The 12,027-nt window shown below is 49.2% G+C and carries 12 protein-coding genes; 6 read left to right on the forward strand and 6 right to left on the reverse strand.

What is annotated here, in order from left to right; translation table 11 throughout:
* Window positions 1-80: 80 nt before the first annotated feature.
* On the reverse strand, window positions 81-683 hold the full coding sequence (locus tag Q4E40_RS00790) for a TetR/AcrR family transcriptional regulator (protein WP_303409489.1): 603 nt from the start codon (window positions 681-683) through the stop codon (window positions 81-83).
* 161 nt (window positions 684-844) lie between these two features.
* On the opposite strand from Q4E40_RS00790, the gene Q4E40_RS00795 reads away from it, so the two are divergent.
* Window positions 845-1,309, forward strand: a complete 465-nt coding sequence (locus tag Q4E40_RS00795) for a DoxX family protein (RefSeq protein WP_303409490.1) — start codon at window positions 845-847, stop codon at window positions 1,307-1,309.
* 12 nt (window positions 1,310-1,321) lie between these two features.
* Here Q4E40_RS00795 and mug read toward each other — a convergent pair whose 3' ends face one another.
* Entirely contained in the window at window positions 1,322-1,882 is a 561-nt protein-coding gene (gene mug / locus Q4E40_RS00800) for a G/U mismatch-specific DNA glycosylase (protein WP_303409491.1), read from the reverse strand.
* 234 nt (window positions 1,883-2,116) lie between these two features.
* On the opposite strand from mug, the gene Q4E40_RS00805 reads away from it, so the two are divergent.
* From Q4E40_RS00805 to purL, 5 genes are all read left to right on the forward strand, one after another.
* Window positions 2,117-2,530, forward strand: a complete 414-nt coding sequence (locus tag Q4E40_RS00805; RefSeq protein WP_303409492.1) for a DUF8192 domain-containing protein — start codon at window positions 2,117-2,119, stop codon at window positions 2,528-2,530.
* A gap of 114 nt (window positions 2,531-2,644) precedes the next feature.
* The gene (locus Q4E40_RS00810; RefSeq protein ID WP_303409493.1) at window positions 2,645-3,175 is read left to right on the forward strand and encodes a hypothetical protein; all 531 of its coding nucleotides are present in this window, start codon (window positions 2,645-2,647) and stop codon (window positions 3,173-3,175) included.
* A 100-nt stretch (window positions 3,176-3,275) separates the two neighbouring features.
* Window positions 3,276-3,746, forward strand: a complete 471-nt coding sequence (locus Q4E40_RS00815) for a YehS family protein (protein ID WP_303409494.1) — start codon at window positions 3,276-3,278, stop codon at window positions 3,744-3,746.
* A 125-nt stretch (window positions 3,747-3,871) separates the two neighbouring features.
* Window positions 3,872-4,039, forward strand: a complete 168-nt coding sequence (locus Q4E40_RS00820; RefSeq protein WP_303409495.1) for a hypothetical protein — start codon at window positions 3,872-3,874, stop codon at window positions 4,037-4,039.
* Window positions 4,040-4,456: 417 nt separating this feature from the next.
* Window positions 4,457-8,137: a phosphoribosylformylglycinamidine synthase gene (purL, locus tag Q4E40_RS00825; protein ID WP_303409496.1), complete on the forward strand. Its 3,681-nt coding sequence runs from the start codon at window positions 4,457-4,459 to the stop codon at window positions 8,135-8,137.
* A 369-nt stretch (window positions 8,138-8,506) separates the two neighbouring features.
* Here purL and Q4E40_RS00830 read toward each other — a convergent pair whose 3' ends face one another.
* The 4 genes from Q4E40_RS00830 to Q4E40_RS00845 all read right to left on the reverse strand — a co-directional run bounded on the left by Q4E40_RS00830 (window position 8,507) and on the right by Q4E40_RS00845 (window position 12,002).
* On the reverse strand, window positions 8,507-9,181 hold the full coding sequence (locus Q4E40_RS00830) for a LytR/AlgR family response regulator transcription factor (RefSeq protein WP_303409497.1): 675 nt from the start codon (window positions 9,179-9,181) through the stop codon (window positions 8,507-8,509).
* A gap of 43 nt (window positions 9,182-9,224) precedes the next feature.
* Window positions 9,225-10,733, reverse strand: a complete 1,509-nt coding sequence (locus Q4E40_RS00835) for a sensor histidine kinase (RefSeq protein ID WP_425475169.1) — start codon at window positions 10,731-10,733, stop codon at window positions 9,225-9,227.
* Window positions 10,734-10,817: 84 nt separating this feature from the next.
* A complete protein-coding gene (locus Q4E40_RS00840; RefSeq protein WP_303409499.1) occupies window positions 10,818-11,066 on the reverse strand; it encodes a P-loop NTPase family protein in 249 nt (82 codons plus the stop codon).
* Between the two features lie 306 nt (window positions 11,067-11,372).
* On the reverse strand, window positions 11,373-12,002 hold the full coding sequence (locus Q4E40_RS00845; protein WP_303409500.1) for an HAD family hydrolase: 630 nt from the start codon (window positions 12,000-12,002) through the stop codon (window positions 11,373-11,375).
* Between the last annotated feature and the right edge of the window lie 25 nt (window positions 12,003-12,027).

A 12,027-nucleotide genomic window follows, 5' to 3' on the forward strand; every position in this document is an offset into this window, starting at 1 on the left:
TAGTTTGTTCTTTCATGTTTCATTTTGGCGCTTGTGGTTAATGTTTACAGATAGTGGAATAGCCTTTGGGTTCAGGGCAGCTAACGACCAAGGGCAATACCGTCCCAGAGCAACTGCTGTATCTGTTGCAGCTCCTTTCTGTCGAAGTGGAGTCTGCCGCTGGCCGTCATTTTGGCCATCGAGATAATACTGCTGTGGGTGAGCGTCGCCAGAATCTTGGGGCTGACCTCCTTTAGCTCCCCCTCGCGGATGCCGCGCTCAAAAAAGGCGAACAGCAAGGTATAGAACTTGTCTTCCGCAAGTGGCGGCATGGTTGTATGGTATGGCGAGTTCACAAACTGCTCGAAGAACCTGAGCATATCCTGGTTGTCGCGGTAAAAGGTATAGAGCCCGGTCCAGAGTTTAAAAAAGCACTCCTTGAAAGGTATAGTAGCTGAACTTTCCCGCTCCACCACGGCAACAGCCTGCTGCTGCGCATAGTTAAACAGCTCACGAAGCAAATGTTCCTTGCTTTCGAAATAGTGGTAGATCGTGCCTGCGGCCACCCCGGCATGTTTGGCGACCATGCTCATGGGCGTACCATGAAAGCCGTTTTCCCTAACCAGCTCCATCGTGCTCTTGAATATGGCCCTCTTTTTATCCGACATGTGCTCCATAGACCCTACCTCCAATTGAATGTTCATTCGGTTTACAAAGCTACGCTTGTATCTACAATTGTGAAAGCAATTCCGTCAAAAAGCTGGATTTTCTGGCCAAACGACGCTGGAAGCATGGTAAATAAACGGGATTGCATGCGTGAACGTAAATATAGCTATAGCACGTTTTTTCACTAAAGCATACAGCCATGGCACTTACACATGAATTCCGCCACAGCCCCCGTATCAACAGCGCCAACAACCCGGTCTGGATGGACGGCCTCAGAATCCTCCTCGGTCTGTTCCTGTTTGTAAAAGGGCTACTGTTTCTGGAGCACACCACCGATGTTTTCTACATCTTCAGTTCCAGCCAGGACGTGATCTCGACTGGCAAGGCACACTTTCTGACCAGTCTGGTGCATATAGTGGGTGGCCTGATGATCGCTTTCGGGATGCTCACGCGCCTGGCGCTGCTCTGCCAGATCCCTATCCTGATAGGCGCGCTGCTGATCGTGAACCCGCAGCGCGGTATAAGTTTAGAAAACACTGAGTTGATCATGTCCCTGGTCGTCATGGCCCTCATCCTGTTCTTTATGATCAAAGGTCCCGGCCGCTACTCCGTTGACAACAAAGTACTGCGACCGAAGCAATCGGAGGCAGCAGCAGAGGCTTAAGTTCTACACTAACTAGAGCGAATCGACAAAGAGGCGCAGTTCCTGGTATACCTCGGCAAGCTTACGCGGCGGGAAATGAGCATTCAGGCCGCTGGGGTTTGGCAGCACCCACAGCCTGGTGTTCCCGATGGTCTGTACCTGCATACCTATACCTGCAGTTGCTTTCCCGAAAGCCACGCGGTAGGCGGATATACCCAGCAGGGCCAGCACCTGCGGCTGGTACGCCATCACTTTCTCCTCCAGTTTGCTCCCTCCTTCTTTCAACTCCATCGCTGACAACTCAGCAGCATTGGCCGTGGCCCGGTCCACGATATTAGTGATTCCAACACCCAGGTCCAGCAGGCTACTTTCTTCCGAGGGCAGGTATATCCGGGGCGTAAAACCCGCCGCGTGCAGGGTTGGCCAGAAGCGGTTGCCCGGGCGTGCAAAGTGATGCCCAACAACAGCCGTGTAAAGCCCGGGGTTGATGCCGCAGAAAAGGACTTTGAGGTTGGGAGCAATGATATCCGGTAAGGTTCTTCCTTCAGCCGCCGCCAGCTCATCTTTGGTGGGTCTTCGTTTTTGAGGTTGCATACCTGTTCTTTACTCAGGCGTGGTGCTTGCGGTTATATCCTGGGCTAGGTATAGCGTTGTTTTCAAGTAAAAAAGCTGATATGATCTAAGATGAACTAAAGGTCATAGGCAGGTAATTCACTTTGCTGCAGAGTGTATGTTATTCCGTTTATCTGCTATATTTGGAGTATAGCGGGAGTAGTATTACTGTTAGCTAATAGTTGGCAACAAGCTGAAAAACAAAGACCACATCGAATGAAAAGATATTTGATGATATTAACCTCTACCATATTGACAAACTTGGTATTCCAAAATATCTCGTTTGGACAAGAAATTAGCTCCAATTTGACAGTTAAAGAGCAACGACTTCTTGACTCTTTGCTGACTAACAAAAAGACAGACTTCAGTTTCAAGGACAAGAAGGTTGCATTTATATCAGGACATTCCGGAACTGACATCAACCACAAAGACTATTTTCTTAAGACATTCATTTTTGACTATTTGGATAAAGGTATAGACCCTGTAATTTCATACCGTGTACTTAATGAACAAGAAAGACTGACGGCAAACGGTTACGATATCATAGTAATGCAGGTTCCAAAAATTTATACCTCCAGACAACATAAAGCCAACCTGAAAAAACTCGCTAAACTTGAGCCAAAAAAATAAAAAGCCTGTTGCCAACACAATGCTTAAGTTACCCTCGTTGGCGCTGCGGGCATCTTAAGCACGCGGCCGTTATAGGGCATTTAAAAAGAAATAGTGAGAAATTTAATTTTCATATTGGCAACTCTGATTTTAACAAGTTGCGGTAAGCAAGACGACTTTTATTCTGTAACTAAGATTATCTACATCCAAGACACAATTTTTGTGAATGAGCCATTTGATTTTAGGCTAGTATTACGAAATGACAGCTTAAACAAAATGAAGTTTACAATTGATGACACTGTTCAAAAATCAGTTTTCTTCAACCTTTTTTTTAGGTGTAACGACCAATTATTACGGTCAGATGTTGAAAATCCAAATAACCTAAAACACAACTATCAGGAATACCATCTAAAAAATGGAGATTCTTTATCATATCGACTCACCGGAATATTAAGACAAGTAAACAATTCCCTACAAATGCAAATAGGAGGTTACCAAAGAATTTATAAAATAGAAAATACACCTTGTGACCGATTAACTATAGATTTTGGAGGAATGTGGATTCCAGGTGACTTCAATCCACTTGATGCAATGCAAGGATATAATTTTAGGAAAAATATATTTGTTAGCCTTGATACTACAAAGGCAGCCTTTTCTAAAAAATAAAAGAAAAGCGACCTATAACCACACCTATAAGGTAGCTCCGCCTCCGCACAGCCCAGTCCGTTAAGGCGGTATTTATAAAGAAATCATTCAAAGTATAAACATGAACAACAACGATATTTTACGCCGGCTCCGCTATACATTTGATTTTAATGACTCTAAGCTAATGGAGCTTTTTAAGTCTGGGGGGGAGCAGGTAACCCGCGCAGAGATCATCGAGTTGATGAAAAAGGAAGATGAGCCTGGGTTTAAGGAAATGAGCGACCTGCACCTAGCAGCTTTTCTCAATGGTTTTATAACCGAGAAACGCGGTAAAAAGGAAGGCGAGCAACCTAAGCCCGAAAATAAACTGAATAACAACATAATACTTCGTAAGCTCAAAATTGCCCTGAACCTGATAGACGAAGACATTCTTGATATTCTGGAACTGGTAAAATTCCGTTTAAGCAAGCACGAACTCAGCGCCTTTTTTCGCAAACCCGACCACCAGCATTACCGCCTACTCCAAGACCAGATTCTGCGCAACTTCCTACACGGCTTGCAACTAAAGCACCAACCCGAATCAAGTAAATAAGATAGTTATAAAACTCGCAAAATGCACAAGACTAAGTAAAAGCCTAACCCTGTTCAGCCGTAACTCATGCAATGCTTCAGGCTTCGGATGTACCAACTAGTTGATTACAATTTATTACTTTCAAAATGGACAAATTAAGACTTGAAATTGAGGAGAGAGAAGATGGTAAACTTTTAAATAAAGTTGTCATTCCTTATATCAATGACAAGCCTCTAATTGAAATTCTAAAAAAGATAGAGCTTAAGTTCGACAAAAGTGATTACTTAAATGAATTGAAAAAGTTAAAGGTGTAAAACCTTCTCGTCATTCACCGTCACCCCCCTTCGATCAGGCGCTTGATGGTGGCGTGGCTTTCATAAGTTAGCAGGATAACGCTGTATCCGGTTTTCCCAGTCTGGTTGCGCCTAGCACACTCCCTGATCAAACTAATGGTCTCCGCATTCTTCTTCCTAAAACTTTATACCCCCCTCTCTCCTACGCTTCTCAAAAAAATATCCTTACTTTTGTTTTAAAATTGGCACCACAGTAAAATTCGCGCGTTAAATGAGCGACCATCAGGAGGTTCTACCCTCCACACTGTTACCCAGGTTAGTACATGCACATTGCCTGCACAGGCAATGCGACCGCACTCGGAGTGCCCCTATACCTGGCTCCCCTGCCCGATTATCCAAATTTGAACCGTATCTTTGCGCATAGAAAAACAACCAAGCATGCTTCATTTCTTTTTTAGTCAGCCCGATACAGTTTACGCCGTACAAACCGCAGCGGAACTAAATTCTTCAGACATTCCCAAACTCGAATGGCTTTTTGGAAATGCCGAATTAAAGCAAGAGAGCAACCTGGAGGGCTTTTTTGTGGGTCCCCGCGCTGCCATGATCACGCCCTGGAGCACCAATGCCGTGGAGATCACCCAGAACATGGGCATCGAAGGCATTATCCGGATCGAAGAATTTGCCGTCGTAGCGGCGGAGTTCACGGATTTCGACCCGATGCTGTCGCAAAAGTACAAGGGGCTGGATCAGGAAATCTTTACGATCGACATTCAGCCGGAGCCTGTGCAGCCCGTGGAGGACATTTCGGCTTACAACAAGCAGGAAGGACTGTCGCTGAGCGAGGAAGAGGTGGATTACCTGAATAAGCTAGCTGAAAGGGTTGGCAGACCGCTGACTGATTCTGAAGTATTCGGCTTCTCGCAGGTGAACTCCGAGCACTGCCGCCACAAGATCTTCAACGGCAAGTTTGTGATTGATGGTGAAGAGAAACCTACTTCACTCTTCAAGTTGATCCGCAAAACATCAGAGACACACCCGAACGATATCGTTTCGGCTTACAAGGATAACGTGGCCTTTATCAAAGGGCCGGTGGTGCAGCAGTTTGCCCCCAAGCGTGCCGATGTGCCTGACTATTATCAGGTGAGAGATTTTGAATCGGTTATCTCCATCAAAGCAGAGACACATAACTTCCCAACGACTGTAGAGCCTTTCAACGGTGCCGCTACAGGATCAGGTGGTGAAATCCGCGACCGTCTGGCTGGTGGTCAGGGATCGCTCCCGCTTGCTGGTACAGCGGTGTACATGACCGCCTTATCGCGACTGGAAAAAGACCGCCCTTGGGAACAGGCTACGCAGGAAAGAAAATGGCTGTACCAAACACCCATGGATATCCTGATCAAAGCTTCTAACGGAGCTACTGATTTCGGTAACAAGTTCGGGCAGCCGCTGATCACGGGTTCGGTGCTCACGTTCGAGCACGACGAAAAAGCAGATGCTATTGAAACTCCACGTAAGCTGGGCTATGACAAAGTGATCATGCTGGCGGGTGGCGTTGGTTACGGCAAAGCGAGTCAGGCCCAGAAAGGTCACCCGAAAACAGGTGATAAAATCGTGATCCTGGGTGGTGAGAACTACCGCATCGGTATGGGCGGAGCAGCTGTATCCTCAGCTGACACCGGCGAGCACGGCTCAGGTATAGAACTGAACGCCATCCAGCGCTCCAACCCGGAAATGCAGAAACGCGCCGCCAATGCCATTCGGGGTATGGTGGAAAGCGAGAACAACCCCATCGTTTCGATACATGACCATGGTGCAGGCGGACACTTAAACTGCCTTTCGGAACTGGTGGAAGAAACAGGCGGCAAAATTGACCTGGACAAACTGCCGGTTGGCGATCCTACCCTTTCAGCCAAAGAGATCATAGGCAACGAGTCGCAGGAACGCATGGGGCTGGTGATTGGCGAAAAAGATATTGAAACCCTGCAAAAGATAGCAGACCGCGAACGTGCCCCCATGTATACCGTGGGCGACGTAACAGGCGACCACCGCTTTACCTTCGAGTCGGCCTCTAATGGTCAGAAACCGATGGACCTGGAGCTGAGCGACATGTTCGGCAGTTCGCCTAAAGTGGTGATGAACGACAAGACGGTTGACCGGGAATACCAGCCGGTAACCTACGACGAAAGCCAACTGCATACCTACCTGGAGCAGGTGCTGCAATTGGAAGCCGTGGCCTGCAAAGACTGGCTGACGAATAAAGTAGACCGTTGTGTGGGAGGTCGTGTGGCGAAGCAGCAGTGTGCTGGTCCGCTGCAGTTGCCGCTCAATAACTGCGGTGTGATGGCACTGGATTTCCAGGGCAAAGAGGGTGTTGCCACTTCGGTAGGCCACGCTCCTATTTCTGCCCTGATCGATCCGGCTGCGGGTAGCCGCAATGCCATCGGCGAATCGCTCTCTAACATCGTTTGGGCTCCTATGAAAGATGGTTTGCAAAGCGTTTCGCTTTCTGCCAACTGGATGTGGGCCTCCAAGAACGAAGGAGAAGATGCTCGTCTGTACAAAGCAGTAGAGGCCTGCTCTGAGTTCGCGATTGCCCTGGGCATCAACATCCCGACGGGCAAGGACTCGCTTTCGATGAAGCAGAAGTATAAGGACGAAGACGTGATTGCGCCAGGTACAGTGATCATCTCAGCAGCTGGAAATTGCAGCAACGTGCGCCAGGTGGTGGAGCCGGTGTTGCAGCACAATGGCGGCAATATTTATTACATCAACCTGTCCAATGACAGCTTTAAGCTGGGTGGCTCTTCTTTTGCGCAGGTCCTCAACAAGATCGGCAACGAAACACCGGATATCACCGATGCGGCCTTGTTCAAGAACGCGTTCAACACGCTGCAGCAGCTCATCAAAGCAGACAAGATAGCCGCAGGCCATGATATTGGCAGTGGCGGTCTGATCACGACCCTGCTGGAAATGTGCTTTGCGGACAATAACCTGGGCGCCTCCATTGATCTCACCTCGCTGGGCGAAGCCGATAGCATCAAAGTGTTGTTTGCCGAGAACATCGGTGTGGTATTCCAGGCTTCGGCCGAGGTGGAAGAAACCCTGCATGCGAATGAAATTCCTTTCCATAAAATAGGTATAGCCACCTCTTCTGCCACGCTGGAACTGAAGAACGGAAGCGATGCCTATACCTTCGACATCGCCCAACTGCGTGACACCTGGTTTAAGACTTCCTACCTGCTGGACATCAAACAAAGTGGCCCGCACAGCGCCCGGGAGCGTTTTGAGAACTACAAGAAGCACGAACTGAGTTATACCTTCCCGGCCGGATTTGACGGCAAAAAGCCAGCGATCGACAGCTCGAAGCCAAGAATCAAGGCAGCTATCATCCGCGAAAAGGGCAGTAACTCGGAGCGTGAAATGGCCAACGCCATGTACCTGGCCGGCTTCGACGTGAAGGACGTGCACATGACGGACCTTATCTCGGGAAGAGAAACGCTGGAGGATATCCGCTTCATCGGAGCCGTGGGTGGCTTCTCTAACTCAGACGTGCTGGGTTCTGCTAAAGGATGGGCCGGTGCCTTCATGTACAACGAAAAAGCGAAAAATGCCATCGAGAACTTCTTTAAACGCGAGGACACACTTTCAGTAGGTATATGCAATGGCTGCCAGCTGTTTGTGGAGCTCGGCTTCATCACGATGGGGCACGACCAGAAGGCGCGCATGCTGCACAACGTGAGCCAGAAACACGAAAGTATCTTCACTTCCCTGACTATCCAAGAAAACAAATCGGTGATGCTTTCGAGCCTGGCCGGTGCCACACTGGGGGTTTGGGTATCGCACGGAGAAGGTCGCTTTAGCTTGCCGCATACCGAGGACAAGTACCAGATCGTTTCGAAGTACGCCTACGAGACGTATCCGGCCTGCCCGAACGGCTCTGACTACAACACCGCCATGATCTGCGATGAAACCGGACGCCACCTGGTGATGATGCCGCACATCGAGCGCTCGCTCCTGCAGTGGCAGTGGGCGCACTACCCGAAAGGCCGCCACGATGAAGTATCGCCTTGGATGGAAGCGTTTGTGAACGCCAGAAAATGGCTGGAAGCGAACCAATAGGTATACCGCTTTAAATAACTTGAAAAAGGCGCTCCGGAATTAACCGGAGCGCCTTTTTTATTCTTAGCTTTCCATCGCCAGGCTTTTACTATTACACTGCTCAGTTGTTCCCAAAAAAAAGCAGGACTCCTAAGAGCTTTGAGGTTATTTCATTCTAAAAAAACTCTTTCAAAGCTCACTGTCATTCTGTTAAGAAACCTGGTCAGAGGGGTGATAAACCTATGCTACTTGTGATTAAGATTCCTTCGGAATGACAAAAGAGTTGAGCGAAATAGCGCCCCTCCATGGGCGAACTCCCTGGCATGAAACACCCCTCTGCGCTCCCCTCAAGGGGAGAATTCTCTGGAGTGAAACACCCAGGTATAGCGATCAAATCCCCTGCAACTGCTGCATATAAGAAGCGCCCACTGGCACTTCATTTCCTTTGATGCATACCTGGTGGCGCTCGATTTTGTCGATCTGCTTTTTGGCCACAATGTACGAGCGGTGCACCCGTACAAAACTGTCGGCAGGCAGTTGCTCGCTCAGTTCCTGGATCGTCATGCGCGAAAGTAGCTTCTTGCCTTCCAGCACGAAAGTCACGTAATTGCCCGCCGCCTCCAGGTATAGGATCTCGTCGTAGTAGACCTTCACCTGCTCGTAACCGGTTTTCAGGAACAGGTAGTCCTTGACCGGAGCCGTTGTGCCACGCAATTGCAGGAGTTCCTGGGCTTTGTTGCAGGCTTTCACAAACCTGGGCAGTGAGAAGGGCTTTAGCAGGTAATCCACCGCATCCAGCTCAAAGCTCGTGACAGCGTGTTCAGAATAAGCGGTCGTGAAGATCACCATCGGCTTTTTCGACAGACTGGTCACAAACTCCAATCCGGAGATATCGGGCATCTTAATGTCCAGGAACAGCAGGTCGACCGACTCATTTTGCAGGAACTCCAGCGCTTTGAAGGCATCCGTGAAACAACCCAGCAGCTCCAGGTAAGGCACCTTGGCGGCATGCGCCCGCACCACTTCCAGCGCCATCGGTTCGTCGTCTATTGCTATTGCTCTCATGCTTGCTGCTATACCTTAACTTCTATACCTGCTTTAAATATACTTACAATTGAAGGGTGAGGTGCACAAAAAACTCTTCCGGTGTCTCCCGGATGATCAATTCATGCCTGTCCGGGTACAGCAGGTCGAGGCGTTGCTTCACGTTTTTCAGCCCGATGCCCGACTTGTCCTTCTCGGGATCCTGCTCTGACTTGCGCTGTTTGCTGTTGTACACATCAAAATACAGCTTATTCGGGTCACTATGCAAACTTATTCTGATCCAGGATTTGTGCTGCAGGCTGATGCCGTGTTTGAACGCATTCTCAATAAACGGAATCAGCAGCATGGGGGCAATGTGCTTGTTGCTGACTTCATCCGCTATCTTGGTCTCGATGGTGATGTTGGGCGAAGACGAAGTGCGCAGCAACTGCAGATCGATGTAGTTGCGGATGTACTCGACCTCGCGGGAAAGCAGGATTTTCTGCTGGTGGTTTTCGTGCAGCATGAAGCGCATCATGTCGCCCAGCATCTGTATACCTTGTGCGGTACGCTCGCTGTTCTCCTGCAGGGCCGTGCCGTACAGGGTGTTCAGGGCGTTGAAAAGAAAATGCGGGTTGATCTGTGAGCGCAGGAAATCCAGGTTGGCGCTTGTCGTTCCCAGCTCTTTCTTCAGCACGAACATCTCTTCCCGCCCCTTCATCTGGCGCTTGAACAGGAACCACACAAATGGCGCCGTCACTACCAGTTGGAAAAGCGAGTTGAAAAAGCTCAGGCCAAAGGCATTGTCCTCGTCATGAAAGAAGAGCAGTAGCAGAAACGCGACTGGCAGATAGGCTACGATCACGACCACAAGTGACACCAGCAGGTACTTCCGGAGGGGGCGCTTTGACTTGAGTGCGTTCGGGATCAAAAAATAGTAAGCACCACAATAAAGCATTAAGGCACTCAGGGAAAGTATCCCCAGGGTCACCGTGATATCCTGATCCAGGTTGAACACCATCAACAGAAACACACTTACCATCCAGATGATGAAGGCGGTGAGCGTTTCCCGGTTAATAAACCTATACCTGGCCGAGATGGCCGTAGCGTTCGACAGCAGGTAGAGTCCGCTGTATTTGATAAAGGTATAGATTCCCACCAACAGCAACAGGAACAGGGTATGCCGGAAGCTGTCCTGAAAGATCAGGTCGTAGTCCTGCTCCCCTGGATAATACCAGTTGATCAGATAGCTTTTGGTGTAGGTATCGAGCACGCCCGACACGAGGCTGTAGGTCAGGTATAGGCCCAGCAGGAGCAGGGAATAAAGAGGCACACGTACCTTCTGCATCAGACTGGGTATAATCCTGTAATTGAGCAGCAGGAAACCCAGGTATAGCAGGGTATAGCGGATGAGCTGTGGCCAGAAATGGTGCTTATAGAAACGATAGCCTATCCCGGCATCCTCAAAATCCCACCTGTAGGAATCGTGTGAGGTGGAGAGCGAGAAGATAGAGAAAACAAAAATGGCAGTAGCCACCCAGAACTCTATTTTAGAAGTCTGGAGCGGTTTTGCGAAGTGGTGGTCTAGTGTCATATCATGCATAGAACAATGATAAATGAAAGGGTTGAGTATAAACAATAAATGTGATGAATGCGGCTGATTTTGTGACGGATGATACTAGAACAGGGTATCGAGTATAAACTGCAGCAATTGAGCCAATTGCCCTGCTACATCGATGTCTTCGAATAAGAGCTGCCCCTCGTCCGGCCCTTGCAGCGTGGCCAGCAAGCACATCAGCGTATGCTGCATCTTCCCGCTCGTCCCCAGCAGGGTGCACAAACAGAGCAGTATCATCAGATTGATACCTTTCAGGGTCTGCACCCCATTCAGATAGTTCCTGGAGATATTCCGGATCGTTAATTCCATCTTTTCGTTCGTCTATTCTTATCCTGCTTCGTGTTGGCCACTACTTAGCTGGCCTTAACAGGTATAAGATTAGGAAACTGAACACAGGAGGTCAACTAAAAGTGATGAACCACCAGAAAGATGTGATAAACCGTACGAGGAAGCGGTCTGGTGACTCCTTTGAGCGTACCAGTTTGTTATACAGGAGGATTTCCGACACGTGGAGCATAAAAAAACCGCTCCAGCATTGGAGCGGTTCTGATAACGAAAAGTGCGTGGGGCTATACCTTATACCTGATTCAAGTCAGGGCCATACAAACCCTTGCCCTATACCTGGTCTACACGCACCCACCGCATGCCGGCGGCCTCTGCAGCCTGCACGCCGGGCTCGCCGTCCTCGAAAACAAGACAGCGGTCGGGTGCTACACCCAGCTTTTCTGCCGCCAGCAAAAACGGGTCGGGAAACGGTTTGCCTTTTGCTGTGTCGCCAGCGCACACCAGCACTTCTACCAGATGATCGATCTGTAGCACCTCCAGCGTTTTCCGGATCATCTTCGTCGTCCCTCCAGATACCACGCCAATCTTCACCTTGCCGGCATGGGCCACCAGGTGGTCTACCACAAACTGCACAGGCTTTGTTTCGGCGATGAACTCGTGGTAAAACAACTCCGATTTGGTCTGCTCAAAGGCGATGGGGTCGAAGCTGCTTCCATACCGCTTGTTGATCTCAACGACCACGGCAGGTATAGGAAGTCCGGCAAACTCATCTACAATGGCAGGGTCAATCGTGACGCCTTGCCCTGCAGCCACTTTTACATAAGTCTCCTTATGCGCCTGCATGTTATCAGCCAGTGTGCCATCGCAATCATACAGAAAGGCCTGGTAGTCACCTGCTGTTAGTTTGAGTAGCGCTTCAAAGGAACGCTTGTTTTGTATGGCAAGTTGATCTTGAGTCATGTTGTGGAGATTACGTTTTGCCTGG

The organism is Pontibacter coccineus (assembly GCF_030546575.1).
Taxonomy (GTDB): domain Bacteria; phylum Bacteroidota; class Bacteroidia; order Cytophagales; family Hymenobacteraceae; genus Pontibacter; species Pontibacter coccineus.

What these genes read in the sequence shown, in the direction of transcription:
- Q4E40_RS00790 (WP_303409489.1), bottom strand. Translation starts at nt 683, where the DNA reads ATGAACATTCAATTGGAGGTAGGGTCTATGGAGCACATGTCGGATAAA.
- Q4E40_RS00795 (WP_303409490.1), top strand. Translation starts at nt 845, where the DNA reads ATGGCACTTACACATGAATTCCGCCACAGCCCCCGTATCAACAGCGCC.
- mug (WP_303409491.1), bottom strand. Translation starts at nt 1,882, where the DNA reads ATGCAACCTCAAAAACGAAGACCCACCAAAGATGAGCTGGCGGCGGCT.
- Q4E40_RS00805 (WP_303409492.1), top strand. Translation starts at nt 2,117, where the DNA reads ATGAAAAGATATTTGATGATATTAACCTCTACCATATTGACAAACTTG.
- Q4E40_RS00815 (WP_303409494.1), top strand. Translation starts at nt 3,276, where the DNA reads ATGAACAACAACGATATTTTACGCCGGCTCCGCTATACATTTGATTTT.
- Q4E40_RS00820 (WP_303409495.1), top strand. Translation starts at nt 3,872, where the DNA reads ATGGACAAATTAAGACTTGAAATTGAGGAGAGAGAAGATGGTAAACTT.
- purL (WP_303409496.1), top strand. Translation starts at nt 4,457, where the DNA reads ATGCTTCATTTCTTTTTTAGTCAGCCCGATACAGTTTACGCCGTACAA.
- Q4E40_RS00830 (WP_303409497.1), bottom strand. Translation starts at nt 9,181, where the DNA reads ATGAGAGCAATAGCAATAGACGACGAACCGATGGCGCTGGAAGTGGTG.
- Q4E40_RS00835 (WP_425475169.1), bottom strand. Translation starts at nt 10,733, where the DNA reads ATGACACTAGACCACCACTTCGCAAAACCGCTCCAGACTTCTAAAATA.
- Q4E40_RS00840 (WP_303409499.1), bottom strand. Translation starts at nt 11,066, where the DNA reads ATGGAATTAACGATCCGGAATATCTCCAGGAACTATCTGAATGGGGTG.
- Q4E40_RS00845 (WP_303409500.1), bottom strand. Translation starts at nt 12,002, where the DNA reads ATGACTCAAGATCAACTTGCCATACAAAACAAGCGTTCCTTTGAAGCG.